The 24,375-nt window shown below is 64.9% G+C and carries 24 protein-coding genes; 14 read left to right on the forward strand and 10 right to left on the reverse strand.

Annotated elements, in window-relative coordinates; genetic code table 11:
• Window positions 1–19: 19 nt before the first annotated feature.
• From ACWKWX_RS19900 to dksA, 4 genes are all read right to left on the reverse strand, one after another.
• Window positions 20–2,974, reverse strand: coding sequence for a sensor histidine kinase (locus ACWKWX_RS19900; protein ID WP_416422421.1), 2,955 nt, complete (start codon window positions 2,972–2,974; stop codon window positions 20–22).
• Window positions 2,958–3,134 (reverse strand): hypothetical protein, encoded by a 177-nt coding sequence (locus tag ACWKWX_RS19905; RefSeq protein ID WP_003250005.1) that lies wholly within the window; start codon window positions 3,132–3,134, stop codon window positions 2,958–2,960. The genes ACWKWX_RS19900 and ACWKWX_RS19905 overlap by 17 nt, the downstream gene beginning before the upstream one ends.
• Window positions 3,135–3,354: 220 nt before the next feature.
• Window positions 3,355–4,245 carry a tRNA glutamyl-Q(34) synthetase GluQRS gene (gene gluQRS / locus ACWKWX_RS19910; protein WP_473005345.1) on the reverse strand — a complete coding sequence of 297 codons (891 nt, stop codon included), beginning with the start codon at window positions 4,243–4,245 and terminating at the stop codon, window positions 3,355–3,357.
• Window positions 4,246–4,322: 77 nt separating this feature from the next.
• A complete protein-coding gene (gene dksA, locus ACWKWX_RS19915; RefSeq protein ID WP_473005346.1) occupies window positions 4,323–4,769 on the reverse strand; it encodes an RNA polymerase-binding protein DksA in 447 nt (148 codons plus the stop codon).
• Between the two features lie 232 nt (window positions 4,770–5,001).
• Here dksA and ACWKWX_RS19920 point away from each other — a divergent pair, with 232 nt between their 5' ends.
• Window positions 5,002–6,174: a pyridoxal phosphate-dependent aminotransferase gene (locus ACWKWX_RS19920; protein ID WP_416422424.1), complete on the forward strand. Its 1,173-nt coding sequence runs from the start codon at window positions 5,002–5,004 to the stop codon at window positions 6,172–6,174.
• A complete protein-coding gene (sfsA, locus tag ACWKWX_RS19925; RefSeq protein WP_483828660.1) occupies window positions 6,174–6,881 on the forward strand; it encodes a DNA/RNA nuclease SfsA in 708 nt (235 codons plus the stop codon). The genes ACWKWX_RS19920 and sfsA overlap by 1 nt, the downstream gene beginning before the upstream one ends.
• 128 nt (window positions 6,882–7,009) lie before the next feature.
• Here sfsA and ACWKWX_RS19930 read toward each other — a convergent pair whose 3' ends face one another.
• Complete coding sequence (locus ACWKWX_RS19930; RefSeq protein ID WP_473005348.1) at window positions 7,010–7,327, reverse strand: Rieske (2Fe-2S) protein; 318 nt, start codon at window positions 7,325–7,327, stop codon at window positions 7,010–7,012.
• 159 nt (window positions 7,328–7,486) lie between these two features.
• Here ACWKWX_RS19930 and ACWKWX_RS19935 point away from each other — a divergent pair, with 159 nt between their 5' ends.
• Genes ACWKWX_RS19935 through ACWKWX_RS19945 form a run of 3 tightly spaced genes read left to right on the forward strand, consistent with a single transcriptional unit; the run spans window position 7,487 to window position 10,172 of the window.
• On the forward strand, window positions 7,487–8,371 hold the full coding sequence (locus tag ACWKWX_RS19935; RefSeq protein ID WP_483828661.1) for a heme/hemin ABC transporter substrate-binding protein: 885 nt from the start codon (window positions 7,487–7,489) through the stop codon (window positions 8,369–8,371).
• Between the two features lie 50 nt (window positions 8,372–8,421).
• Window positions 8,422–9,405, forward strand: a complete 984-nt coding sequence (locus tag ACWKWX_RS19940; protein ID WP_473006811.1) for a FecCD family ABC transporter permease — start codon at window positions 8,422–8,424, stop codon at window positions 9,403–9,405.
• Window positions 9,405–10,172 (forward strand): heme ABC transporter ATP-binding protein, encoded by a 768-nt coding sequence (locus ACWKWX_RS19945; protein ID WP_483828662.1) that lies wholly within the window; start codon window positions 9,405–9,407, stop codon window positions 10,170–10,172. Before ACWKWX_RS19940 ends, ACWKWX_RS19945 begins: the two co-directional genes overlap by 1 nt.
• Before the next feature lie 264 nt (window positions 10,173–10,436).
• On the opposite strand, the gene ACWKWX_RS19950 is transcribed toward ACWKWX_RS19945, so the two are convergent.
• The 4 genes from ACWKWX_RS19950 to ACWKWX_RS19965 all read right to left on the reverse strand — a co-directional run bounded on the left by ACWKWX_RS19950 (window position 10,437) and on the right by ACWKWX_RS19965 (window position 13,774).
• Entirely contained in the window at window positions 10,437–11,228 is a 792-nt protein-coding gene (locus tag ACWKWX_RS19950; protein WP_416422429.1) for a Crp/Fnr family transcriptional regulator, read from the reverse strand.
• A gap of 41 nt (window positions 11,229–11,269) precedes the next feature.
• Window positions 11,270–11,542: a TfoX/Sxy family protein gene (locus ACWKWX_RS19955; RefSeq protein ID WP_416422430.1), complete on the reverse strand. Its 273-nt coding sequence runs from the start codon at window positions 11,540–11,542 to the stop codon at window positions 11,270–11,272.
• Window positions 11,543–11,705: 163 nt separating this feature from the next.
• Window positions 11,706–12,047 carry a pentapeptide repeat-containing protein gene (locus ACWKWX_RS19960; RefSeq protein ID WP_416422431.1) on the reverse strand — a complete coding sequence of 114 codons (342 nt, stop codon included), beginning with the start codon at window positions 12,045–12,047 and terminating at the stop codon, window positions 11,706–11,708.
• A gap of 170 nt (window positions 12,048–12,217) precedes the next feature.
• Window positions 12,218–13,774, reverse strand: a complete 1,557-nt coding sequence (locus tag ACWKWX_RS19965) for a bifunctional aminoglycoside phosphotransferase/ATP-binding protein (RefSeq protein ID WP_483828663.1) — start codon at window positions 13,772–13,774, stop codon at window positions 12,218–12,220.
• Window positions 13,775–13,914: 140 nt separating this feature from the next.
• On the opposite strand from ACWKWX_RS19965, the gene mrcB reads away from it, so the two are divergent.
• Genes mrcB through ACWKWX_RS19980 form a run of 3 tightly spaced genes read left to right on the forward strand, consistent with a single transcriptional unit; the run spans window position 13,915 to window position 17,342 of the window.
• Entirely contained in the window at window positions 13,915–16,233 is a 2,319-nt protein-coding gene (mrcB, locus tag ACWKWX_RS19970; protein WP_416422433.1) for a penicillin-binding protein 1B, read from the forward strand.
• A 30-nt stretch (window positions 16,234–16,263) separates the two neighbouring features.
• Window positions 16,264–17,010: a tetratricopeptide repeat protein gene (locus ACWKWX_RS19975; RefSeq protein ID WP_416422434.1), complete on the forward strand. Its 747-nt coding sequence runs from the start codon at window positions 16,264–16,266 to the stop codon at window positions 17,008–17,010.
• 2 nt (window positions 17,011–17,012) lie between these two features.
• Window positions 17,013–17,342, forward strand: coding sequence for a YqcC family protein (locus tag ACWKWX_RS19980; protein WP_416422435.1), 330 nt, complete (start codon window positions 17,013–17,015; stop codon window positions 17,340–17,342).
• A 76-nt stretch (window positions 17,343–17,418) separates the two neighbouring features.
• Here ACWKWX_RS19980 and ACWKWX_RS19985 read toward each other — a convergent pair whose 3' ends face one another.
• Window positions 17,419–17,853 (reverse strand): DUF4124 domain-containing protein, encoded by a 435-nt coding sequence (locus tag ACWKWX_RS19985; protein WP_416422436.1) that lies wholly within the window; start codon window positions 17,851–17,853, stop codon window positions 17,419–17,421.
• Window positions 17,854–18,254: 401 nt separating this feature from the next.
• On the opposite strand from ACWKWX_RS19985, the gene ACWKWX_RS19990 reads away from it, so the two are divergent.
• The 6 genes from ACWKWX_RS19990 (at window position 18,255) to msrQ (ending at window position 24,236) form a co-directional block, all read left to right on the forward strand.
• Window positions 18,255–19,979, forward strand: a complete 1,725-nt coding sequence (locus ACWKWX_RS19990) for an acetolactate synthase 3 large subunit (protein ID WP_473005352.1) — start codon at window positions 18,255–18,257, stop codon at window positions 19,977–19,979.
• A 2-nt stretch (window positions 19,980–19,981) separates the two neighbouring features.
• A complete protein-coding gene (ilvN, locus tag ACWKWX_RS19995; RefSeq protein WP_416422438.1) occupies window positions 19,982–20,473 on the forward strand; it encodes an acetolactate synthase small subunit in 492 nt (163 codons plus the stop codon).
• Window positions 20,474–20,558: 85 nt separating this feature from the next.
• Window positions 20,559–21,575, forward strand: coding sequence for a ketol-acid reductoisomerase (gene ilvC, locus ACWKWX_RS20000; protein WP_416422439.1), 1,017 nt, complete (start codon window positions 20,559–20,561; stop codon window positions 21,573–21,575).
• A gap of 146 nt (window positions 21,576–21,721) precedes the next feature.
• Window positions 21,722–22,576, forward strand: coding sequence for a CDP-diacylglycerol--serine O-phosphatidyltransferase (pssA, locus tag ACWKWX_RS20005; protein ID WP_483828664.1), 855 nt, complete (start codon window positions 21,722–21,724; stop codon window positions 22,574–22,576).
• A 50-nt stretch (window positions 22,577–22,626) separates the two neighbouring features.
• Complete coding sequence (gene msrP, locus ACWKWX_RS20010) at window positions 22,627–23,640, forward strand: protein-methionine-sulfoxide reductase catalytic subunit MsrP (protein ID WP_483828665.1); 1,014 nt, start codon at window positions 22,627–22,629, stop codon at window positions 23,638–23,640.
• Window positions 23,640–24,236 (forward strand): protein-methionine-sulfoxide reductase heme-binding subunit MsrQ, encoded by a 597-nt coding sequence (gene msrQ, locus ACWKWX_RS20015; RefSeq protein ID WP_483828666.1) that lies wholly within the window; start codon window positions 23,640–23,642, stop codon window positions 24,234–24,236. Before msrP ends, msrQ begins: the two co-directional genes overlap by 1 nt.
• The last annotated feature ends 139 nt before the right edge of the window (window positions 24,237–24,375 follow it).

Below are 24,375 nucleotides of genomic sequence, written 5' to 3' on the forward strand. Positions count from 1 at the left end.
TTCAATTCTCTCGACGGTCTCAGTTCACGGCGGACGTCGCTTCGACATGACGCGGCAAGGTCACCCGGATTCGGGTGCCGCGCTGGCTCTGGGTATCAGCCGGGCTGTCGATGGTGATTTGTCCATAATGCTCTTCAACGATGGAATAGACCAGAGCAAGCCCCAGTCCGGTTCCCTCGCCAGGGTCCTTGGTGGTGAAGAACGGTTCGAACAAGCGGTCCATGATGTTCTTGGGAATGCCGCTGCCCTCGTCCTCGACGATCAGGTCCACGGTGTGCTCGCTGGCCTCGCTTTTCACCCGCACGGCGCTGCCGGCCTGGGAGGCGTCGCGGGCGTTGGACAGCAGGTTGATCAGGACCTGGGCCAGGCGTTGCGGGTCGCCCTCCACCCAGTGGTCGGGGTCGCAGAGGTTGTAGAACTGCACTTCGAAATTGCGCCGGTTCAGGGCCAGCAGGCCGATGGCGTCCTGGGCCACTTCGGCCAGGTTCACCGGCTCGTCGCTGTGCTGGTGGCTGCCGGCGTGGGCGAAGCTCATCAGGGACTGCACGATGCGCGACACGCGCTTGGTCTGTTCGAGGATCTGGCTGCTGAGCTCGGTGATCTCGCCGTCTTCCTCGCGCTCTTCGCGCAGGTTCTGCGCCAGGCAGGCGATGCCGGTGATCGGGTTGCCGATTTCGTGGGCCACGCCAGCCGCCAGGCGGCCGATGCTGGCCAGGCGCTCGGAGTGCACCAGCTTGTCTTCCAGCAGCTGCGTGTCGGTGAGGTCTTCCACCAGCAGCACCAGGCCGCTGTTGCCCGGCGCCAGGGGCTCGTCGATGGCCGCCTTGTGCAGGTTCAGCCAGCGGATCTGGCCGTCCAGGGGCAGGCGCTGCTTGTGCAGGTGTTCGTCGGGCACGTTGATGAAGCCTTGCAGCAGGCCGCGCCACGGCTCGCCGATGGTCACCAGGCGCGAGCCCACCACGCGCTGCGCGGCGATGCCGGTCAGCTCTTCCATGGCCTTGTTCCACATCAGGATTTCCTGGTCCTTGGCCAGCGAGCAGACGCCCATGGGCAGTTCCTGCAGGGTCTGGCGGTGGTAGCGGCGCAGGGCGTCCAGCTCGGCGGCAAGGCCGGTGAGGCGCGAGTGGTAGTCTTCCAGGCGGCTCTCGATGAAGTGGATGTCTTCGGTGACGTAATTCTCGTTGCCGGACTTGTAGGGCAGGAAGGTCTCGACCATGTCCTGGGCCACGCTGGGGCCCATCAGGCCCGAGAGGTTGGCCTCGATGCGGTCGCGCAGGCGGCGCAGGGCATAGGGGCGGCGCTCGTCGAAGGGCAGGTAGAGGTCGCGCAGGGCCTGTTCCACTTCCTTCTGCGCGGCCTTGGCGCCCAGCGGCTTGGCCAGCTGGGTGGCGAATTCCTGGGGCGAGGCGGCGTGCAGCTCACGGCGCTGGGGCCGCCGCACGTTGTCCACCGCGCAGGCTTCGGCGGCGCTGGCCTCTTCGGCGCTGGGGTTGCTGAACAGCGAGATCAGGGTGAACACCAGCACGTTGGCGGCCAGCGAGGCGATGGCCGCCATGTGCCAGCTGGTGTCGTCGAGCACGTAGATCATGTTCAGCAGCGGGATGTAGAAGCCCTGCAGGTTGCCGACCAGCGGCAGCAGCATGGTCACCATCCACACCAGGATGCCCGCCAGCAGGCCGGCGATGAAGCCGCGGCGGTTGGCGGCCGGCCAGTACAGCACCGACAGCACCCCCGGCAGGAACTGCAGGGTGGCGACGAAGGCGACGATGCCCAAATTGGCCAGGTCCTGGGCGGTGCCCAGCAGCAGGTAGAAGGCGTAGCCGGCCATGATGATGGCGACGATCAGGCCGCGGCGCGTCCACTTCAGCCAGCGGTAGATGTTGCCCTCGGCCGGCGGCTGGTACAGCGGCAGCACCAGGTGGTTGAGGGCCATGCCCGACAGCGCCAGGGTGGTGACGATGATCAGCCCGCTGGAGGCCGACAGCCCGCCCACGTAGGCCAGCAGCGCCAGGGCCTTGCTGTTGGCGGCGATGCCTACGCCCAGGGTGAAGTATTCGGGGCTGGTGGTGGCGCCCAGGCGCAGGCCGGCCCACAGGATCAGCGGCACCGCCAGGCTCATCAGTAGCAGGAACAGCGGCAGGCCCCAGCTGGCGCTGACCAGCGAGCGCGGGTTGAGGTTCTCGGTGAACGCCATGTGGTACATGTGCGGCATGACGATGGCCGAGGCGAAGAACACCAGCAGCAGCGTGCGCCATGGGCCTTCTTGCAGCGGCGTGTGCAGGGCGGCGAGGGCGGTCTGGTTCTGCAACAGCCACAGTTCCAGCTCGTGGGGGCCGTTGAACACCCCGTACAGTGCGTACAGGCCGATGCCGCCCACGGCCACCAGCTTGATGATGGACTCGAAGGCGATGGCGAACACCAGGCCTTCGTGCTTCTCGCGGGTGGCGATGTGGCGTGAGCCGAAGAAGATGGTGAACAGCGTGATCAGCGCGCAGAACGCCAGGGCCACGCGGTTCTGCACCGGGTCGCGTGTGAGGATGCTGATGGAGTCGGCCACTGCCTGTATCTGCAAGGCCAGCAACGGCAGCACGCCGATCAGCATGAAGATGGTGGTCAGGGCGCCGGCCCAGGTGCTGCGAAAGCGAAACGCGAACAGGTCGGCCAGGGAGGACAGCTGGTAGGTGCGGGTGATCTTCAGGATCGGGTACAGCAGCACCGGCGCCAGCAGGAACGCGCCGCTGACCCCCAGGTAGCAGGCCAGGAAACCGTAGCCGTACTGGTAGGCCAGGCCCACCGTGCCGTAGAACGCCCAGGCGCTGGCGTAGACGCCCAGCGACAGGGTGTAGGTCAGCGGGTGGCGAATGATCGCGCGCGGGATCATCCCGCGCTCGCTGACCCAGGCCACGCCGAACAGCACCAGCAGGTAGGCGGCGCTGATCAGGATCATCTGGGTGAGGCTAAAGCTCATCGGCATCACGTTGGCTCTGGAGAATGAAAGTCACCACGATCAGGATCAGCCACAACAGGTAGGGCCGATACCAGGCGCCGGTCGGTTCTATCCACCAGTCCATGATCGCGGGGGAGAACAGGTAGATACCGACTACCAGCAGCAGGACCAATCGGTAGATGTACATGCCGGCCTCTCGAATGGAAGAACATCAAGTCCAGGGTGCTCGCCTTATTATTGTAGGTACGGGCAAAAAGGAGCGGGGATGGTAACGCAAGCGCGTCGTAGTGCAACTGGAAGTTCACTACACCCCGTAGCAGCTGCCGAAGGCTGCGTCCGGCCGCAACGACGAAACCGCGTTGCCGCCGGACGCAGCCTTCGGCAGCTGCTACGGGGGTTCTGGCGCCTCAGGCCGGCAACTGCGCCTCGGGCAGGCTCAAGGCGCGCGGGATAAGCTCGGCGTTCCAGTGGGCGATGCCCCACGCCAGCACCTCGCCAGGCATGGCACCCCGCAGCTCCAGCGGCACCGGCTGCCCCAGCGCCCGCAGCGCGCGCACCAGCAGCGGCGCGGCCTGGTCGGCTTCCAGCGGCGGCGAGCGGTAGCTCTTGCCCAGCTTGTGGCCGTCGGGCTGGGTAATCAGCGGCACGTGCAGGTACTTGGGCTGGGGCAGCCCCAGCAGTTCCTGCAGGTACAGGTGGCGCGGGGTGGAGTCCAGCAGGTCGGCGCCGCGCACGATGTGCGTCACCCCCTGCCAGGCGTCGTCCAGCACCACCGCCAGTTGGTAGGCGTACAGGCCATCGCGGCGGCGAATCACGAAGTCGCCGCTGTCGCGCCCCAGGTGCTGCTCGAAGCGGCCCTGCACGCGGTCGACGAAGGCGTAGTTCAGCTCCGGCACGCGGATGCGGATGGCTGCATCTTCCTGGCCGTGGCCCAGGTTGCGGCACAGGCCTGGGTAGATACCGTTGTAGGGCTCCAGCTGCTTGCGCGAGCAGGTGCAGGCATACGCCAGGCCCTGCTGGAACAGGCGGTCGATGACCTGGGCATAGGCGTCATGGCGCAGGCTCTGGTACACCACCTCGCCATCCCATTCGAAACCGTAGTTCTCCAGGGCCTTGAGGATCGCGGCCTGGGCGCCGGGCATCTCCCGTGGCGGGTCCAGGTCTTCCATGCGCAGCAGCCAGTGGCCACCCACGGCACGGGCGTCAAGGTAGGAAGCAAGGGCGGCCACCAGCGAGCCGAAATGCAGGAAACCACTGGGCGTTGGCGCGAAGCGGCCAATGTAGGCAGGCGTGTTCATGGGGAACAGGGTACTGGAAATTTCGGAGAAGGGGCGGGGCAGGTCCGGGGCGCGCGGCGCGCCCCGGCTTCAACAGGTCATTTGCCGACCTGTTTTTCCTTGATCTCTGCCAGGGTCTTGCAGTCGACGCACAGGTCGGCGGTAGGGCGGGCTTCCAGGCGGCGGACGCCAATCTCGACGCCGCACGATTCGCACCAGCCGTATTCTTCGTCGGTGATCAGCTGCAGGGTCTTGTCGATTTTCTTGATCAGCTTGCGCTCGCGGTCGCGGGCACGCAGCTCGAGGGCGAATTCCTCTTCCTGGCTGGCACGGTCAGCAGGGTCGGGGAAGTTGGCTGCTTCGTCCTTCATGTGGTCCACGGTCTTGTCGACGCCGACCATCAGCTCCATCTTCCATTTTTGCAGGATATTGGTGAAGTGTGCGCGCATGGGCTTGCCCATGTACTCCTCACCGGGAGCTACTACGTAAGGCTCAAAGCCCGATTCCAGTGTTTGGGTAGATGCTTGCTTTTCATTGGTGGACATTGGTTGACCGCCTCTCGCTCTTCTAATCCATTGCGCAGGATGCTCCATCTCCGACACCCGCCGGCCCTGCGACTGCAAGCCGGCGAACTTAGCAGATCAATCCAGACGGCGCCACTCCCGGTTGTCGAGCCTGTCGCAGATGGCGTCAAAGCATATGGACCGGCCGTTTCGCGACACGTTCGGCTGCCGTGTCCGGTAGAATCGTTATTTTACACCCTTTTAAGGAAGGTCAATGGCCCAGCCCTACAGTGCGCGCAGCCGCGCCATAGAACCCTTTCACGTGATGGCGCTGCTGGCGCGGGCCAACGAACTGCAGGCCGCCGGCCATGACGTCATCCACCTGGAAATCGGCGAACCGGACTTCACCACGGCCGAACCGATCATCCAGGCCGGCCAGGCGGCCCTGGCCAACGGCCAGACCCGCTACACCGCGGCCCGTGGCCTGCCGGCGCTGCGCGAGGCCATTGCCGGCTTCTACGACCAGCGCTATGGCGTGAACATCGACCCGCAGCGCATCCTCATCACCCCCGGCGGCTCCGGCGCGCTGCTGCTGGCCAGCAGCCTGCTGGTGGACCCGGGCAAGCACTGGCTGCTGGCCGACCCCGGCTACCCGTGCAACCGGCATTTCCTGCGCCTGGTGGAAGGCGCGGCGCAGCTGGTGCCGGTGGGCCCCGAGGTGCGCTACCAGCTCACCGCCGACCTGGTGGCGCGCCACTGGGACAAGGACAGCGTTGGCGCCCTGGTGGCATCGCCCGCCAACCCTACCGGCACGCTGCTCAGCCGTGACGAGCTGGCGCAGTTGGCCCAGGCCATCAAGGCGCGCAACGGCCACCTGGTGGTGGACGAGATCTACCACGGCCTCACCTACGGCACCGACGCCGCCAGCGTGCTGGAAGTGGACGATGACGCCTTTGTCCTTAATAGTTTTTCCAAATATTTCGGCATGACCGGCTGGCGCCTGGGTTGGCTGGTGGCGCCGCCCGAAGCGGTGCCGGAGCTCGAGAAGCTGGCGCAGAACCTCTACATCAGCGCCCCCAGCATGGCCCAGCACGCCGCGCTGGCCTGCTTCCAGCCGCAGACCCTGGCCATTCTGGAAGAGCGCCGGGCCGAATTCGGCCGCCGCCGCGACTTCCTGCTGCCGGCCCTGCGCGAACTGGGCTTCGGCATTGCCGTGGAGCCGGAAGGGGCGTTCTACCTGTACGCCGATATCAGCCGGTTCGGCGGCGATGCCTTCGCGTTCTGCCAGCATTTCCTTGAAACCGAGCACGTGGCGTTCACCCCCGGGCTGGACTTCGGCCGGCACCAGGCCAGCCACCATGTGCGCTTTGCCTACACCCAGAGCCTGCCGCGCCTGCAGCAGGCCGTGGAGCGCATCGCGCGTGGCCTGCGGAGCTGGCAAGGCTGATGGAATTCAATCCTCCCCTGGAAGAAGGTCGTCTGCTGCGCCGCTACAAGCGTTTCCTTGCCGACATCCGCACCCTGGACGGCGAAGAGCTGACCATTCACTGCCCCAACACCGGCTCGATGTTCAACTGCATGGTCGAGGGCGGGCAGGTGTGGTTCAGCCGCTCCAACGACCCCAAGCGCAAGCTGCCGGGCACCTGGGAAATCAGCGAGACGCCCCAAGGCCGCCTGGCCTGCGTGAACACCGCGCGTGCCAACCGGCTGGTGGAGGAGGCGTTGCTGGCCGGGGTGATCACCGAGCTGAACGGGTTTACTGCGCTGAAACGCGAAGTGGCCTATGGCGAGGAGGGCAGCCGCGTGGATTTCTGCCTGCAGTACCCGCAAGGCCCGGCCTACGTGGAAGTAAAAAGCGTGACCCTGGGCCACGACGGCACCACGGTGGCAGCCTTCCCGGACGCCGTGACCCAACGCGGCGCCAAGCACCTGCGCGAACTGGCGACGCTGGCGCGCAACGGCGCGCGCGCGGTGCAGTTGTATTGCGTGAACCTGACCGGCATCGACGCCGTGCGCCCGGCTGGCGAGATTGACGCCGGCTATGCCGAGGCGTTGCAGGCGGCGGTGGCGGATGGCGTGGAGGTGCTGGCGTATGGGGTGCACCTGGATAGCGAGCGTGTGTATGTGAACCGCCGCTTGAACGTCCAGATTTGATTCACGCCGCCGACTCGTAGCCGCTGCCGAAGGCTGCGCTGGCCCCAGATTACACTGGAGATTTACAGTGGAGGGGAGGGCCAGCGCAGCCTGCGGCAGCGGCTACGCAGATGGTCGCGGGGCCGGAATCAGAGGTCTACCCAGATGCCTTTGTCGTCTTCGCGGCAATCGAAGTTCTCCAGCTCCTTGCCCTCGCACGGGCCCGCCACGCACTCGCCCGAGTCCATCAGGAACAGCGCGCCATGGCTGGCGCAGCGGATCATGGTGGCGCTGTCGTCCAGGAACACGTCGGTTTCCCACTGCAGCGCGGTGCCCCGGTGCGGGCAGCGGTTGCGGTAGGCGTACACCCGGCCTTCGCGGCGCACGATGAAAAGCTTGATGCCTTCACACTCGAAACCACGACTTTGTGCTTCGCTCAAAGCGGTGCTTTCACACAGCCACTGCATGCTGACCTCTTTTGTTTTACTTGATGATACAAGGGGCGACTTGACGCCTAAATGCAAATAATTATCAAATGAATTGATAGGTTGCCGTTTGGGCGGGCATTCAACGAGAAAACGCCGGGCGCTGCAACCACTGCCCATCATTGAATAGAGGAACACCCGATGCGCCTGAGCGCCAAGGTCGTTGGCTTTACCGCCGCCATGCTGTGTCACCCCTGGGCCATGGCCGCCGAAGCGCTGCCGCAGCACTGGGTCAGCGCCGGTGGCGCGCTGACCGAGTGGGTGGTGGCCATGGGCGGCGAGAGCAAGCTGGTCGGGGTGGACACCACCAGCCAACACCCCGAGAGCGTCAAGGCGTTGAAAAGCATCGGCTACCAGCGCGCGCTGTCGGCCGAGGGCATTCTCAGCCTGACCCCGCGCCCGGACATCCTCATCGGCACCGAGGAAATGGGCCCGCCGCCGGTGCTGCAACAGATTCGCCAGGCTGGCCTGGGCGTGGAGATGTTCGACAGCAAGCCCGAGCTGCCGACCTTGCAGGCCAACCTGCTGCACCTGGGCCGGCTGCTGGGCGATGAGGCCCACGCCGGCAAGCTGTTCGACGACTACCGCCAGCAGTTGCAGGACCACCAGGCCTGGGTGAAAGCCGCCGAAGCCGGACAGCCTGCGCCCGGGGTGATTCTGCTGCTGGGCCACATGGGCGCCAAGCCGCTGGTGGGTGGCCCCGGTACCGTGGCTGACTGGCTGATCAGCCAGGCCGGCGGGCGCAACCTGGCCACGCAGCCGGGCTACAAGAATTTCTCCACCGAAGTGCTGGCCGCGCTCGACCCGCAGGTGATCGTGTTCGCCGACCGCAGCCTTAGCGGTGACGCCGCCATCGCCGCCATGCTCAAGGACAACCCGGCGCTGGCCAACACCCGCGCGGTGAAGGACAAGCGCATCGTGGTGCTCGACCCGACCCTGCTGGTGGGGGGCCTGGGGCCGCGCCTGCCGGCGAGCCTGAACGGCCTGTCGCAGGCGTTCTTCCCTGACGCCAAGCCTGCCCGATGAGGCCATTGCTGGCGCCGCGCACGCTGTTCGTCACCCTCGGGCTGTTGTGCCTGCTGGCGTGCTGGCTGTCCCTGGCCCTGGGCCCGGTGAGCCTGCCGCTGCTCGACACGTTGAAGGCCGGCCTGCGCCTGGCGGGGTTGCCGGTGAACGGCCAGGGCCTGGAGCAGGCCGAGATGATCGTCGGCCAGATCCGTCTGCCGCGCACCCTGCTGGGCCTGGCCGTGGGCGCGGTGCTGGCGCTGTCGGGTGTGGCCATGCAGGGGCTGTTTCGCAACCCGCTGGCCGACCCGGGGCTGGTGGGCGTCTCCAGCGGCGCGGCGCTGGGCGCAGCCATCGCCATTGTCGGCGGCAGCTGGTTCGGCGGCCTGCCGCCCATGCTGGAGCCTTACCTGCTGTCGATCTGCGCCTTCCTTGGCGGCCTGGGCGTGACCGCGCTGGTGTACCGCCTGGGGCGCAAGGATGGCCAGACCAGCGTGGCGGTGATGCTGCTGGCGGGCGTGGCGCTGACGGCGCTGGCCGGCTCGGCGGTGGGGTTGTTCACCTACCTGGCCGATGACAGCACCCTGCGCACCCTGACGTTCTGGAACCTGGGCAGCCTCAATGGCGCCAGCTACCAGCGGTTGTGGCCGCTGGTGGTGATCGCCGCCGGCGTGTCGTTGTGGCTGCCGCGCCGGGCACGGGCGCTGAACGCGTTGCTGCTGGGCGAGTCCGAGGCGCGGCACCTGGGCATCGAGGTGGAACGCCTCAAGCGTGAACTGGTGTTCTGCACCGCGCTGGGCGTGGGCGCGGCCGTGGCGGCGGCAGGGCTGATCGGCTTCATCGGCCTGGTGGTGCCGCACCTGGTGCGCCAGGTGGCCGGCCCGGATCATCGGGTGCTGCTGCCGGCGTCGCTGCTGGCGGGCGCCAGCCTGCTGCTGTTCGCCGACCTGATCGCGCGCATGGCCCTGGCCCCGGCCGAGCTGCCCATCGGCATTGTCACGGCGTTCCTCGGCGCGCCGTTTTTCCTTTATCTGCTGGTGCGGGGGCGTCCCTGATGTTACGTGTGGCCAACCTGCAAGTTCGACGCGGCCAGCAGGCGGTGATCGACGACATCAACCTGCAATTGCAGCCCGGCGAGGTGCTGGGCGTGCTGGGCCCCAATGGCGCCGGCAAGAGCACCTTGCTGGGCGCCCTGTGCGGTGAACTGGCGCCCAGCCAGGGCGACGTATGGCTGGACGGGCGCTTGCTGGCCGTTTGGCACGGCCCCGAACGGGCCCGGCGCCTGGCGGTGCTGCCGCAAGTCTCGACCCTGGGCTTCGCCTTCCGGGTGGAGGAGGTGGTGGGCATGGGCCGGCTGCCCCACGACAGCGGCCTGGCCCGCGACAGCGAGATCATTGCCGCTGCCCTGCACGCCGCGGACGCCGAGCACTTGCGCGGGCGCAGCTACCTGGCGCTGTCCGGCGGCGAGCGCCAGCGCGTGCACCTGGCGCGGGTGCTGGCGCAGCTGTGGCCGGGCGAGCCGGGCACCACCCTGCTGTTGGACGAACCCACCTCGGCGCTGGACCCGCTGCACCAGCACACCACCCTGCAGGCGGTGCGCGCGTTTGCCGACCGCGGCGCGGCAGTGTTGGTGATTCTCCATGACCTGAACCTGGCGGCGCGGTACTGCGACCGCATTCTGTTGCTGCAACAAGGGCGGGCCCATGCGCTGGGCACCCCACGGCAGGTGTTGCAGCCTGGGGCGCTGAAGGCGGTGTTCGGGTTGGAGGTGTTGGTGCAGGAGCACCCGGAGCGGGGCCATCCGTTGATCATTGCGCGGTGATTGGCGGGCTGGCTTTTGTGGGAGCTGGCTTGCCAGCGAGCTGTTGGGGCCTTAAAAGCTCGCTGGCAAGCCAGCTCCCACAGCACAAATCCCAGGCAAAAAAAGACCCGGCAAAAAGCCGGGTCAAATAACCGTGATTAGCCTGATGAGGAGATAATCTGAGAGTCCGAACCAAGGTCTTTCAAATCATCACTGGCCTCGCGACCAGATGTGATAATCATAACAATTCTCATTTAGAAGTCAACAGGCCCTGCGAACAATTTTTCACGGGCTGTCGATCAGCCGCGTCACCTGCCGGTTCAAGGCCTCGATGCGCCGCGCCATGCTTTCGATCAGGCTGTGGGCGATGCGCGGGTTGGTCTGCGTGAGGTTGAGGAACTGGTCCTTGGGAATGATCATCAGCGTGCTGGGCACGGCGGCGATCACCGTGGCGCTGCGTTTCTCGTGGGTGAAGATGGCCATGGCGCCGAAGATCTCGTCCTTGGGCACGTCGCCCACCTTGTGGCCGTCCACATAGGCCTCGGCGTGGCCGTCGATGATCACGAAGACGTGGTCGGCCTCGTCGCCCTGGTTGATCAGCACCTCGCCGGCGGGCACGTGCTTGAAGCCGTTGCTGGCGCGGTACTCGGGTTGCTTTAGGCGGGTGATGGCGTCGCACAGCAGGGTGGTCTGGCCGGTCAGGTACTCGATCAGCAGTTCCTGGGTCTCGGGCGTGGCGTTGATGTGCGCCAGCACTTCGCTGCGCAGGTAGGGCACCAGGCGCAGGGTGCCTTCGGTGCTGTACTCATAGGCCAGGTCGTCGCGGTTCTGGTACAGGCCCAGCAGGTCACCGTCCTGCAGGTAGAACAGCGGGCGCTGGTTGATGCGCGCTTGCAGCAGGCCGCTGTCGATCAGGTACAGCTGGCTGTCGTCCATCAAGGGGGCCAGGTCGGCTCCGGGTTCCAGCTCCAGCGCCGGGCCTTGCGGCGCTACCCCCAGCAGCAGCCGCGCGGCGATGCCTTGCAGGCGGTTTACCCACGCATCGGCGTATGCCGGCTGCTCTCCAAATAGATACATGCGCGCTTTCCTTGACTGGCGAGCCTGACGCGCGGCCGCGGTCAGTTCTTGCGACGAGACGATAGCGCGTCGAGTTCCTGATTCAAAGCCTCTTTGCGTTCGGCGGGCAGGTCGTTCCAGTGCACGTCCAGCAGTGCGCCCTCGATGGCGTACAGCAGCACTTTCGAGGCGCGGAAGCCGCGGGTCTTGACCGCCCGGTATGCGTCCACCGCCCCCAGGCGACGCAGGTCCGAGGCGCTGTGGATGCCTACGGCGTGCAGCCACTGCGCCGAGGTCTTGCCCAGGTTTTTCAAATGTTGAAGTTCATCGTTCATCAAGCCTCCTTGCGACGGCTGAACTTGATCGAGGCGCATTTGCTGGCCGCTCTGCCAAGGGAGTGTAGCGGCACTTTGGAAATGCGCTCAGGCGCCGCTTTTCCGCGGATATCAGCGGCTTGCAAGCGCAGGGGCAGGGGCGCGTCCTGCGCCGGATGGGCGGTCAGCGGGTACGGTAACGCAGGCGAGTGCCGAAATTCACCGACATCAGGATCTCGTCGGCCGACAGTTCCGCCGGGAAGTAGGCCCCGGAGATTTGCGCGTGGGCCAGGCTGGCGCCTTCCATGCAAGTGTCGCGCAGGTCCAGGCCGCGCAGGTCGGCGGTGCGGAAGTAGGCGTCGGTGAAGTCGATGTCGTGGGTGTCGAGCTCGCGCAGGTCGAGGCCGCGGAAGTCGCCGCCACGGAAGTCCACCCGGTCGGCGGGGCGCTGTTCATTGAAGCCGCGAACGTTTTCGTGGTGCACGAGGGCATAGAGGTGCGAGTCGAGCTGCTTGGGCTGGCCCATGGCGTCTTCCTGTTGGAATTATTGGCGCCATTATAATGCCACTATTCTTGAGTCGTGAGTGTCGACTGCTTCACGGCTGGAGAAAATAACGTGGCGCCGGACGCGGCCTTCGGCCACTGCTACAGACCCCTGTAGCAGCGGCCGAAGGCCGCGTCACGGCGACGGCGCAATTACAGCCCCGGCAAACGCTGGCGAATCTGTTCGACCAGCTTGTCCAGGCTGTCGCCCTCGTTGGTTTCCACGCGCTTGCTCAGCACCAGTTCCTCGGCGGTCAGCGGCTCGCGGCTGGCCTGCTGGGCGTGCAGCACCTGCAGGGTGGCGTCCGATGGGTCGTTCTGCTCGGCCTGGCGCTGGGCCAGCCACGCTTCGATCACCGGCATCGGGGCGTTGCAGTCGAGGATCAGGAACGGCACGCCGGTGGTCTCGGCGACCTGGGCCGCCAGCTGGCGCTGGGCCTGCTTGAGGTAGGTGGCGTCGATCACGGCCGGGAAGCCGGCGCGCAGGATGCTGTCGGCCAGGCTGTGCAGGCGCTGGTAGGTGGCCACGCTGGCGTCTTCACTATAGATGCCGGTCTGCAGCTGGTTGTCGCCCTGCTGCTCGCCGAACAGGCGCTTGCGCTCCACGTCCGACCGCAGGCGGATGGCGCCCAGCGCTTCGACCATGCGCATGGCCACGTGGCTCTTGCCCACGGCGGAGACGCCGCTGGTGATGGCCAGGAAGCGCGACGGGATGGCGCTGTAGCTTTCCGCCAGGTTGGCGTACTTGCGGTATTGCTTGAAGGTGGTGGCGCGTTGCACCGCGTCCGATTCCGGGGTCAGGCCGAACAGTGCGACCTTGGCGCGCACCAGGGCGCGGTAGGCCTTGTAGAAGTTCAGCAGTTCCAGGCCACGGTAGTCGCCGGTCAGCTCCAGGTACTGGCTGATGAAACGCCGGGCCAGGCACTTCAGGCCACGGTCTTCCAGGTCCATGGCCAGGAAGCCGATGTCGGCGTAGACGTCGGTGAAGCGGAACGGTTCGTTGAACTCGATGCAGTCGAAGATCACCACCTTGCCGTCGATCAGGGTGGCGTTGCCCAGGTGGATGTCACCGTGGCATTCGCGGATGAAGCCTTCGGCCTTGCGTTCCAGCAGCAGCGGCTGCAGGCGCGCGAAGCTGGCCTGGGCCCAGGCTTGCAGGGCGTCCAGTTGCTGCAGGTCGGCGGCGTCCTTCAGGAACGGGCGGATCTGCTCGAAGTTCTGCTCCACCGGGGCCATCACCGCGGCAGGGGTGCCGGCCTCGTGCGCGGCGGGCACCACCGGGGCGGCCTGGTGGAAGTCAGCGATCTGGCTGGCCATGGAGTCGATGTGTGCGGTGGTCAGCTCGCCGTTGGCCTGCAGGGTGCTGAGCAGGTCGCTTTGCGGGAACTGGCGCATCTGCAGGGCGTACTCGATGGCCGGGCCTTCGCCGCCCAGCACCGGGGCTTCGGCGCTGCCGGTGATTGGCAGCACCTGCAGGTACAGGCCGTCGGTCAGGCGCTGGTTCAGGCGCAGCTCTTCCTGGCAGAAGTGCTCGCGCGAGGCCAGGGTGGAGAAGTCGAGGAAACCGAAGTTCATCGGCTTCTTGACCTTATAGACGTAGGGACCGGTCAGCACCACCCAGGAGATGTGCGTCTCGATGACCTGGAAGGCCTCGACCGGATGGGGGTAAAGGGCCGGGTTCTGCAGGGCGGCGATAAGGGCTTGGCTCACGGGCGGTCCTTCAACTGTCAAAGAATTCGAGGCGGGCATTATGGCCGGTGCCGGGGGCTGTGCAAACCTTTCATGGACGCTGGTCGTCGTTCACCGGGGACGCCTGCCCAGCCGGGATAAAGTGCGTATAATCCGCCGCCATGACTCGATCCCGATCCCCCCGCACCCCTAAAAAACCTGTCAAGCGCGGCCTTCCGGCCTGGCTCGGCTGGACCCTGAAGCTGGGCCTGGTAGGCCTGGTCATCCTGATAGGCTTTGCTGTCTACCTGGATGCCATCGTGCAGGAGAAATTCTCCGGCAAGCGCTGGACCATCCCGGCCAAGGTCTACGCCCGGCCGCTGGAGCTGTTCGTCGGGCAGAAACTGGCCGAGGCCGACTTCCTCACCGAGCTCGACGCCCTGGGCTACCGTCGCACCACCGTGCTGGACGGGCCGGGCACCGCCGTGGTCAAGGGCACCACGGTGAACCTCAATACCCGTGGCTTCCAGTTCTATGAAGGCCTGGAGAAGGCCCAGCCGGTGCAGGTGCGCTTCAACGGCGACTACGTGGCCGAGCTGAGCAGCAGCACCAACCCCAAGCTGCCGGTGGTACGCCTGGAACCGCTGCTGATCGGCGGCCTGTACCCCAAGAACCTCGAAGATCGCATCCTGATCAAGCTCGACCAGGTGCCGCCGTACCTGCTCGACACCCTGGTGACCGTGGAAGACCGCGACTTCTATCACCACTTTGGTGTGTCGCCCAAGTCCATCGCCCGCGCCATCTGGGTCAACACCTCCGCCGGGCAGATGCGCCAGGGCGGCAGTACCCTGACCCAGCAGTTGGTGAAGAACTTCTACCTCACCAACGAACGCAGCCTGAGCCGCAAGCTCACCGAAGCGATGATGGCGGTGCTGCTGGAGATCCACTACAGCAAGCAGGAGATCCTCGAGGCGTACCTCAACGAGGTGTTCATCGGCCAGGACGGCCAGCGTGCGGTACACGGCTTCGGCCTGGCCAGCCAGTTCTTCTTCAGCCAGCCGCTGTCGGAGCTCAAGCTGCACCAGGTGGCGTTGCTGGTGGGCATGGTCAAGGGGCCGTCCTACTACAACCCGCGCCGTTACCCGGACCGCGCGCTGGAGCGCCGCAACCTGGTGCTGGACCTGCTGGCCCAGCAGGGCGTGGCGACCCAGGCGCAGGTGGACGCGGCGAAGAAGATGCCGCTGGGCGTGAGCAAGCAGGGCAGCCTGGCGGACAGCTCGTTCCCCGGCTTCCTGGACCTGGTCAAGCGCCAGTTGCGTGAAGACTACCGCGACGAAGACTTGACCGAGGAAGGCCTGCGCATCTTCACCAGCTTCGACCCGATCCTGCAGCAGAAGGCCGAGGCCTCGGTGACCGACACCTTCAAGCGCCTGGGCAACCGCAAGGGCGTGGACGACGTGGAAGCCGCCATGGTGGTCACCAACCCCGAGAGCGGCGAAGTGCAGGCCCTGGTGGGCAGCCGCGCGCCAGGTTTCGCCGGCTTCAACCGCGCGCTGGACGCGGTGCGGCCGATCGGCTCGCTGGTCAAGCCGTCCATCTACCTGACCGCCCTGGAAAAGCCCAGCCAGTACACCCTCACCAGTTGGGTGAAGGATGAGCCGTTCGAGGTCAAGGGCGCCGATGGGCAGATCTGGCGGCCGAAGAACTACGAAGGCAACTCCAACGGCACCATCTTCCTGTACCAGGGCCTGGCGCATTCGTTGAACCTGTCCACGGCGCGCCTGGGCCTGGACCTGGGCGTGCCCAACGTGTTCAAGACCATTTCGCGCCTGGGCGTGGACGTGGACTGGCCGACCTACCCGTCGATGCTGCTGGGCGCCGGTGGCATGTCGCCGATCCAGGTGGCCACCATGTACCAGACCATCGCCAATGGTGGCTTCAACACGCCGATGCGCGGCATTCGCAGCGTGCTGACGTCTGACGGCCAGCCGCTCAAGCGTTACCCGTTCCAGGTGCAGCAGCGTTTCGACCCGGGCTCCATCTACCTGATCCAGAACGCCATGCAGCGCGTGATGCGCGAAGGTACCGGGCGTTCGGTGTACAACGTGCTGCCAAGTTCGCTGAACCTGGCGGGCAAGACCGGCACCAGCAACGACTCGCGTGACAGCTGGTTCGCCGGCTTCAGCCAGGACGTGCTGGCGGTGGTGTGGATCGGCCGCGACGACAACGGCAAGACCCCGTTCACCGGTGCCACCGGCGCCCTGCAGGTGTGGACCAGCTTCATGAAGAAGGCTGACCCGCTGCCGCTGGACACGCCGATGCCGGACAACGTGGTGCAGGCCTGGATCGACCCGCACACCGGCCAGGGCTCCGACGCCAACTGCCCGGGTGCGGTGCAGATGCCGTATATTCGTGGTAGCGAACCCGCTGCAGGCCCTGCCTGTGGCAGCCAGGCCCCGGCCGATTCCGTGATGGATTGGGTCAAGGGCTGGTTGAACTAAATTGACGTTGCCAGGCAAAGAGGAATCGAAGTGAACAAGTGGTGGTTTCCTGCTGTAACGGCACTGGCGCTGCTCAACGGTTGCGCCAGCGTGCCCCAAGGGTCGATTCCGGTAGTGGACTCCGGCACCGCCGTGTCCAACAGCGAGCGCGTGTCGGCCAACCGTGGCTATGCCGCGGTGCAGCGCCAGGCGCCGCAGGCGGTGTCGGAAGACTCCGGCGTGGTGGTGATGCCCCAGGGCAGCTCCGCGCCCATGACCTTCGCCGCGCCGCAAAGCGCGCCGATCAGCACCGGGCCGATCACCCCGGGCGCCTACACGCCGCCGCCAGCCGCGGCGCAGCAGCCGTATAACAGCGCGCCGGTCACCAGCAACTACAGCATGCCGTCGACCAGCAACGCGCCTACCGGTATCCCCAGCAACACCCGCAGCAGTGGCGGCCTGTCTGCCGACGAGCAGCTTGATGGCCCGGTGCTGGCGCTGCTGACCACCGCCCAGCAGCAACAGGGCGGCGGCGACCTCAACGGCGCCTCGTCGAGCCTGGAGCGTGCCCAGCGCATTGCCCCGCGCGAGCCGCAGGTGCTGTACCGCCTGGCCCAAGTGCGCCTGTCCCAGGGTGACGCGCCCCAGGCCGAGCAGCTGGCCCGCCGCGCCTTGACCTACGCCAATGGCCGCCCCGACCTGCAGGCCAGTCTGTGGAACACCATTGCCCAGGCTCGCGAGAAGCAGGGTGACAGCGCCGGCGCCGCCCAGGCCCGACAGAAAGCTTCCGGAGGTTGATGATGGACGCACGTTTTCCGCAGATCGCCGACCATCTCCTGCTGATCGAACGCGAACTGCGGGTGCAAGGCTGGTGGAGCGAGGCTGAACCCAGCGCCGAGCAGCTGGCCAGCCAGGAGCCGTTCAGCGTCGATACGCTGGACTTTTCCCAGTGGCTGCAGTGGATCTTCCTGCCGCGCATGAAGCAGATCCTCGAGCACGACCTGCCGCTGCCCAACGCCTCGGGCATCCTGGCCATGGCCGAGATGGTCTACGCCGACCAGGCCGAAAAAAGCCGCGGCATCCGCGTGCTGCTGCACCAGTTCGACGAACTGATCACCCAGCACAGCTGACCCCGTAGCAGCGGCCGCAGGCCGCGTCAGGACGCACCACGGTGCCGAAGACGCGGCCTGCGGCCGCTGCTACGGGTTATTGGCAGTTTTCCTCGATCTGCTTCTGCGTCAGTGCAATCTTCGCCTGGCGTTCTTCCTCCGTCAGCTTGCGCAACTCGCCGCCCATTTCCTGGCGCACCCGCGGGTTGTTCTGCAGCTGCGCCAAATTGTTGCGGCTGGTGTCGCAAAACTTCGCTATCTGCTCTTCCTGGTCCACAACCTGCTGCTGCACCTGCTGGTTGATGGTGCGCTGGGCGGCTTTGCCCTGGGCGGCATCCGGCGCTTTTACTGGGGCAGGGGGCGGCGCCACCACCGGCTTGGCGGTGTCCACCTCGGTACTGTTCTGGCCCGCGGGCGGCTGGGCGTCGAAGTGGGTGACGCCCTGGCTGTCGACCCATTTGTAGATCTGCGCGGCGTGGCCGAACGGGCTTGCCAACAGCAGCGCAATTGCAGGGATGAGGATCGCTCGCATGCTAATTCCTTGACCATTAACGCAATCATGAAACTACCTGAGACGCTTCTGAGCAAATGTTTTCTGCATCTGGTGAAAAAATTGGCACGCATTAAATTGCAACAGATAGCTTGACTTGCGCCTCGCGAATCACAACAATCGGAAGTCCGCTGTAGAGGGACTGCCAGAAGCAGACCTTCCCAGCAGATCATGAGGCGCACACCCGCGCCGACCCGCAACACCCGCAACGCGTTACCTCGCGCTGGGTGGGAAACCCCCGCAACACTTTGGGGAAGTCCCAATACTTGCTCAGTCAGTGCTGACGTACGTCGGCGACCACCGTCGCTCATGCTCTGCTGGCAGTAAACCTATTAAGACCCGTTCCCATGGAGCGGTATTCTGGCGTTTTAGAGGTGAACAACGTGGAGCTTTTATCTGGCGCTGAGATGGTCGTCCGCTTTTTGCGTGACGAAGGCGTTAAGCACATCTACGGGTACCCTGGTGGTGCTCTCCTGCATGTATACGATGCCCTGTTCAAAGAACCAGAAGTGGAACACATCCTGGTTCGTCACGAGCAGGCCGCGACCCATATGGCTGACGGCTACGCCCGTGCCACCGGCAAGGCCGGCGTGGTACTGGTGACCTCCGGCCCGGGCGCGACCAATGCCATCACCGGTATCGCCACCGCCTACATGGACTCGATCCCCATGGTGGTGCTGTCCGGCCAGGTTGCTTCCACCCTGGTGGGTACCGACGCGTTCCAGGAAACCGACATGATCGGTATTTCCCGGCCTATCGTGAAGCACAGCTTCATGATCAAGCACGCGTCCGAAATCCCCGAAGTCATGAAAAAAGCCTTCTACCTGGCGCAGTCCGGTCGCCCGGGGCCTGTCGTTGTCGACATCCCGAAAGACATGACCAACCCGGCGGAAAAGTTCGAATACGTCTACCCGAAAAAGGCCAAGCTGCGTTCCTACAGCCCGGCCGTCCGTGGCCACTCCGGCCAGATCCGCAAGGCCGTGGAAATGCTCCTGGCCGCCAAGCGTCCGGTGATGTACGCCGGTGGTGGCGTGATCCTGGGCGGTGGCTCGGCGCAACTGACCGAGCTGGCGCAGCTGCTGAACCTGCCGGTGACCAACACCCTGATGGGCCTTGGCGCCTACCCGGGCATGGACCGTCAGTTCGTCGGCATGCTGGGCATGCACGGCAGCTACACCGCCAACCTGGCCATGCACCACGCCGACGTGATCCTGGCCGTGGGCGCGCGTTTCGATGACCGTGTGATCAACGGCGCGAGCAAATTCTGCCCGAACGCCAAGATCATCCACATCGACATCGACCCGGCGTCCATCTCCAAGACCATCAAGGCCGACGTGCCAATCGTTGGTCCAGTGGACAGCGTGCTGACCGAGATGGTCGCCACCCTGAAGGAAATCGGCGAAACCCCGAACAAGGAATCGGTGGCCAGCTGGTGGAAGCAGGTTGACGAGTGGCGCGGCGACAAAGGCCTGTTCCCCTACAACAAGGGCGACGGCAGCCTGATCAAGCCACAGACCGTGATCGAGACCCTGTGCGAAGTGACCGGCGGCGACGCCTACGTCAGCTCGGACGTGGGCCAGCACCAGATGTTCGCGGCGCAGTACTACAAGTTCAACAAGCCGAACCGCTGGATCAACTCCGGTGGCCTGGGCACCATGGGCTTCGGCCTGCCTGCCGCCATGGGCGTGCAGATGAGCTTCCCCGATGCGCACGTGGCCTGCGTGACCGGTGAAGGCAGCATCCAGATGAACATCCAGGAGCTGTCCACCTGCCTGCAGTACGACCTGCCGGTGAAGATCATCCTGCTGAACAACGGCGTGCTGGGCATGGTTCGCCAGTGGCAGGACATGAGCTACGGTGGCCGTCACTCGCACTCGTACGTGGAATCGCTGCCTGATTTCGTCAAGCTGGTCGAGGCCTACGGCCACGTCGGCATGCGCATCACCGATCTGAAAGATCTGAAGCCGATGATGGAAAAAGCCTTCGCCATGAAGGACCGCCTGGTGTTCCTGGACATCCAGGTCGACGTCACCGAGCACGTCTACCCGATGCAGATCAAAGACGGTTCGATGCGCGATATGTGGCTGAGCAAGACGGAGCGTACCTAATCATGCGGCACATTATTTCCCTGCTGTTGGAAAACGAACCGGGTGCGCTGTCGCGTGTGGTCGGGCTGTTCTCGCAACGCAACTACAACATCGAAAGCCTGACCGTGGCGCCCACCGAAGACCCGACCCTGTCGCGCCTGACGTTGACCACTGTCGGCCACGATGAAGTGATCGAGCAGATCACCAAGAACCTCAACAAACTGATCGAAGTGGTCAAGCTGGTCGACCTGTCGGAAAGCGCGCACATCGAACGTGAGTTGATGCTGGTCAAGGTCAAGGCCACCGGCGCCCAGCGCGCCGAGATCAAGCGCACCACGGACATCTTCCGCGGGCAGATCGTTGATGTAACCAGCAGTGTCTACACCGTACAACTGGCCGGGACCAGCGATAAGCTCGACAGCTTCATCCAGGCCATCGGCACCGCCTCGATCCTGGAGACCGTGCGTAGCGGCGTCACCGGCATCGCACGTGGCGATAAAGTGCTGAGCATCTGAACAAGGCAGTAAAGGTGGCGGGACAACCCGCCACCCTCAACCAAATTAGCGTATGGCCACCGGCCAAGATAACAGGGGTAATTTCATGAAAGTTTTCTACGACAAAGACTGCGACCTGTCCATCATCCAGGGCAAGAAAGTTGCCATCATCGGTTACGGCTCCCAGGGCCACGCTCAAGCGTGCAACCTGAAAGACTCCGGTGTTGACGTCACTGTCGGTCTGCGCAAAGGCTCGGCCACTGTTGCCAAGGCTGAAGCCCACGGTCTGAAAGTTGCCGACGTGGCTACTGCCGTCGCCGCTGCCGACCTGGTCATGATCCTGACCCCGGACGAATTCCAGGGCGCCCTGTACAAGAACGAAATCGAGCCGAACATCAAGCAAGGCGCTACCCTGGCCTTCTCCCACGGCTTCTCGATCCACTACAACCAGGTTGTGCCACGCGCTGACCTGGACGTGATCATGATCGCGCCAAAGGCCCCGGGCCACACCGTACGTTCCGAGTTCGTCAAGGGCGGCGGTATCCCTGACCTGATCGCTATCTACCAGGACGCTTCGGGCAACGCCAAGAACGTCGCCCTGTCGTACGCTTCGGGCGTCGGCGGCGGCCGTACCGGCATCATCGAAACCACCTTCAAGGACGAGACCGAAACCGACCTGTTCGGCGAACAAGCCGTACTGTGCGGTGGTACCGTCGAGCTGGTGAAAGCCGGTTTCGAAACCCTGGTTGAAGCGGGCTACGCGCCAGAAATGGCCTACTTCGAGTGCCTGCACGAACTGAAGCTGATCGTTGACCTCATGTACGAAGGCGGTATCGCCAACATGAACTACTCGATCTCCAACAACGCCGAATACGGCGAGTACGTGACCGGCCCTGAAGTCATCAACGCCGAATCCCGCCAGGCCATGCGCAACGCCCTGAAGCGCATCCAGGACGGCGAATACGCCAAGATGTTCATCAGCGAAGGCGCTACCAACTACCCTTCGATGACCGCCAAGCGTCGCAACAACGCCGCCCACGGCATCGAAGTCATCGGCGAGCAACTGCGCTCGATGATGCCTTGGATCTCGGCGAACAAAATCGTCGACAAAACCAAGAACTGATACAAGTTCGTGGCGATGAAAACGCGGCTTCGGCCGCGTTTTTTCGTTATGGTGGTCAGGTTCTGGTATAAAGCTGCAACGTTTGCGGTCGAACCCTGGTCGCAGACGTCTGTCGAAACTTTCCACACCGTTGCAAGGTACTGTCCATGAGCGAACGTCCCGAAGAGCCGCACACGGCCTCTGACGCCGAAAGCCTGCTGCCGATCGATGAACATGTCGAAGAAGGGCATGACGCAGAAGGGCGTAAAGTCCGGCACCGCGGCATCTATCTGCTGCCCAACCTGTTTACCACGGCGAACCTGTTTGCCGGGTTCTACTCGATCATCAATTCCATCAGCGCGCAAAGTGCACTGAGCGCCGGCAACTCCGCCGATGCCGCGAAGTACTTCTCCTTTGCCGCCATTGCCATCTTCGTCGCCATGGTCCTCGATGGCCTGGACGGCCGCGTGGCACGCATGACCAACACCCAGAGCGCGTTCGGCGCCGAGTACGACTCGCTGTCGGACATGGTCGCCTTCGGCCTGGCGCCGGCGTTGCTGGCCTTCGGCTGGGCGTTGGGCGACATGGGCAAGGTCGGCTGGATGGTCGCCTTCATTTATGTGGCCGGTGCCGCGCTGCGCCTGGCGCGCTTCAACACCCAGGTCGGCAAGGCTGACAAGCGCTACTTCATCGGCCTGGCCAGCCCGGCTGCAGCCGGCGTGGTGGCCGGTACCGTGTGGGCGTTCAGCGACTACGGCATCCAGGGCTCCAAGCTGTCGTTCCTGGTGGCGCTGCTGGTAGCGGCCGCGGGCATGCTGATGGTCAGCAACATCAAGTACAACAGCTTCAAGGAACTGGACCTCAAGGGCCGCGTGCCGTTCGTGGCCATCCTGGCCGTGGTGCTGGTGTTCGCCGTGGTGTTCAGCGACCCGCCGCGCATCCTGCTGCTGATCTTCCTCGGCTACGCAGCGTCCGGCCCGATTCAATATCTGTTACGCAAGAGTCGGCACAAGCCGGCCTGATCGCGGCATACTCCGTAGCCTGTCGCTAACGACCAGGTTACGGAGTCGCCATGCTGATCAAGTTCCCCAAAGCCTCGGACTGCCAAGAGTCCGAGGTCACGCCTGCCTCGATCTACTTCTCCCGTCGCGCCCTGCTGGGCGGTTCCATGGCTGCATTGGCGGCTGCGGGCTTGCCGCGCCTGGCCGCAGCTGCCGAGCCCTCGCGTTACGCCGGCGCCGATGCCGGTGGTGCACCTGCCTGGTTCAAGGACAAGCTCGCCGCCACCCAGTGGCAAGCCATGACCGTGGCGGGGGAGGCCATCACGCCGTTCAAGGACGCCAGCAGCTACAACAACTACTACGAGTTCGGTGCCGACAAGGGCGACCCGGCGGCCAATGCCGGTGCCATGAAGACAGAACCGTGGACCGTGGTCGTCGATGGCGAGGTGGGCAAGCCGGGGCGCTATGCGCTGGAAGACTTCATCAAGCCGTACCAGCTGCAGGAGCGCATCTACCGCATGCGCTGCGTGGAGGCCTGGTCCATGGTCATTCCCTGGCTGGGGTTCCCGCTGGCCGACCTGCTCAAGCAAGTGCAGCCCACCTCCAAGGCTAAATACATCCGATTCGAGACCCTGCAAGACCCCAAGGTCATGCCCGGCATGCGCTCGGACTTCGCCCTGATCCAGTGGCCTTATATAGAAGGGCTGCGGCTGGACGAGGCGATGAACCCGCTGACCCTGTTGGCGGTCGGCATGTACGGCCAGCAACTGCCCAACCAGAACGGCGCGCCGCTGCGCCTGGTAGTGCCGTGGAAGTACGGGTTCAAGGGGGTGAAGTCCATCGTGCGCATCAGCCTGGTGGAAGAGCAGCCGCAAACCACCTGGCAGAACATCGCGCCGGACGAGTACGGCTTCTTCGCCAACGTAAACCCCACGGTCGACCACCCACGCTGGACCCAGGCGCGCGAGCGCCGCCTGCCCAGCGGGCTGTTCAGCCCGAACGTGCGCGATACCCTGATGTTCAATGGCTATGGGGAGGAGGTGGCTTCTCTTTATAGTGGTATGGATCTGCGGAAGAACTACTGATGCGTTATCTGTGGTGGCGGTTGAGTGTGTTTCTGCTGGCTGGCGTGTGGCCGTTCTGGTGGGTGTACCAGGCGTGGATCTTTGCCCTGGGTCCGGACCCGGGCAAGGTGCTGGTGGATCGCCTGGGGTTGGGTACCCTGGTGCTGTTGATGGTGACCCTGGCCATGACCCCGCTGCAGAAACTGACGGGGTGGCCGGGCTGGATCAGCGTGCGGCGGCAGCTGGGGTTGTGGTGCTTCGCCTACGTGGTAATGCACCTGGCAGCCTACCTGTTCTTCGTGCTTGGCCTGGACTGGGGGCAACTTGGCGTGGAGCTGCGCAAACGGCCATACATCATCGTCGGCGCATTGGGGTTTGTTTGCCTGCTGCTGATGGCCGTCACTTCCAACCGCTTCAGCCAGCGCCGCCTGGGCCGGCGCTGGAAGGTCCTGCACCGGCTGGCTTATATAGTGCTGGGTTTGGGGCTGCTGCATTTCCTGTGGGTGGTGCGCGCGGATCTGAAGGAGTGGGCGGTGTACGCGGTGGTGGGGGCGTTGTTGCTAACGCTACGGGTGCCCGCACTGGCCTCCCGCATCCCGCGCCTCAGCCGCCGCTGATCCATCGCCAAGCACCAAAGGCCGGCAACGCCTTTCTGACAGGCCATGGCACGTTGCAACAAATGTAGGAGCCGGCCTTGGCCGCGATGCGCCGCGCGGGCGGCGCTCGATGTCATGAGGCATGAAATCCTCACGGCAT

It is taken from the genome of Pseudomonas imperatae, assembly GCF_057128625.1.

Coding starts and splice junctions, on each gene's coding strand:
- ACWKWX_RS19900 (WP_416422421.1), bottom strand. CDS start 2,974: ATGCCGATGAGCTTTAGCCTCACCCAGATGATCCTGATCAGCGCCGCC.
- ACWKWX_RS19905 (WP_003250005.1), bottom strand. CDS start 3,134: ATGTACATCTACCGATTGGTCCTGCTGCTGGTAGTCGGTATCTACCTG.
- gluQRS (WP_473005345.1), bottom strand. CDS start 4,245: ATGAACACGCCTGCCTACATTGGCCGCTTCGCGCCAACGCCCAGTGGT.
- dksA (WP_473005346.1), bottom strand. CDS start 4,769: ATGTCCACCAATGAAAAGCAAGCATCTACCCAAACACTGGAATCGGGC.
- ACWKWX_RS19920 (WP_416422424.1), top strand. CDS start 5,002: ATGGCCCAGCCCTACAGTGCGCGCAGCCGCGCCATAGAACCCTTTCAC.
- sfsA (WP_483828660.1), top strand. CDS start 6,174: ATGGAATTCAATCCTCCCCTGGAAGAAGGTCGTCTGCTGCGCCGCTAC.
- ACWKWX_RS19930 (WP_473005348.1), bottom strand. CDS start 7,327: ATGCAGTGGCTGTGTGAAAGCACCGCTTTGAGCGAAGCACAAAGTCGT.
- ACWKWX_RS19935 (WP_483828661.1), top strand. CDS start 7,487: ATGCGCCTGAGCGCCAAGGTCGTTGGCTTTACCGCCGCCATGCTGTGT.
- ACWKWX_RS19945 (WP_483828662.1), top strand. CDS start 9,405: ATGTTACGTGTGGCCAACCTGCAAGTTCGACGCGGCCAGCAGGCGGTG.
- ACWKWX_RS19950 (WP_416422429.1), bottom strand. CDS start 11,228: ATGTATCTATTTGGAGAGCAGCCGGCATACGCCGATGCGTGGGTAAAC.
- ACWKWX_RS19955 (WP_416422430.1), bottom strand. CDS start 11,542: ATGAACGATGAACTTCAACATTTGAAAAACCTGGGCAAGACCTCGGCG.
- ACWKWX_RS19960 (WP_416422431.1), bottom strand. CDS start 12,047: ATGGGCCAGCCCAAGCAGCTCGACTCGCACCTCTATGCCCTCGTGCAC.
- mrcB (WP_416422433.1), top strand. CDS start 13,915: ATGACTCGATCCCGATCCCCCCGCACCCCTAAAAAACCTGTCAAGCGC.
- ACWKWX_RS19980 (WP_416422435.1), top strand. CDS start 17,013: ATGGACGCACGTTTTCCGCAGATCGCCGACCATCTCCTGCTGATCGAA.
- ACWKWX_RS19985 (WP_416422436.1), bottom strand. CDS start 17,853: ATGCGAGCGATCCTCATCCCTGCAATTGCGCTGCTGTTGGCAAGCCCG.
- ilvN (WP_416422438.1), top strand. CDS start 19,982: ATGCGGCACATTATTTCCCTGCTGTTGGAAAACGAACCGGGTGCGCTG.
- ilvC (WP_416422439.1), top strand. CDS start 20,559: ATGAAAGTTTTCTACGACAAAGACTGCGACCTGTCCATCATCCAGGGC.
- pssA (WP_483828664.1), top strand. CDS start 21,722: ATGAGCGAACGTCCCGAAGAGCCGCACACGGCCTCTGACGCCGAAAGC.
- msrP (WP_483828665.1), top strand. CDS start 22,627: ATGCTGATCAAGTTCCCCAAAGCCTCGGACTGCCAAGAGTCCGAGGTC.
- msrQ (WP_483828666.1), top strand. CDS start 23,640: ATGCGTTATCTGTGGTGGCGGTTGAGTGTGTTTCTGCTGGCTGGCGTG.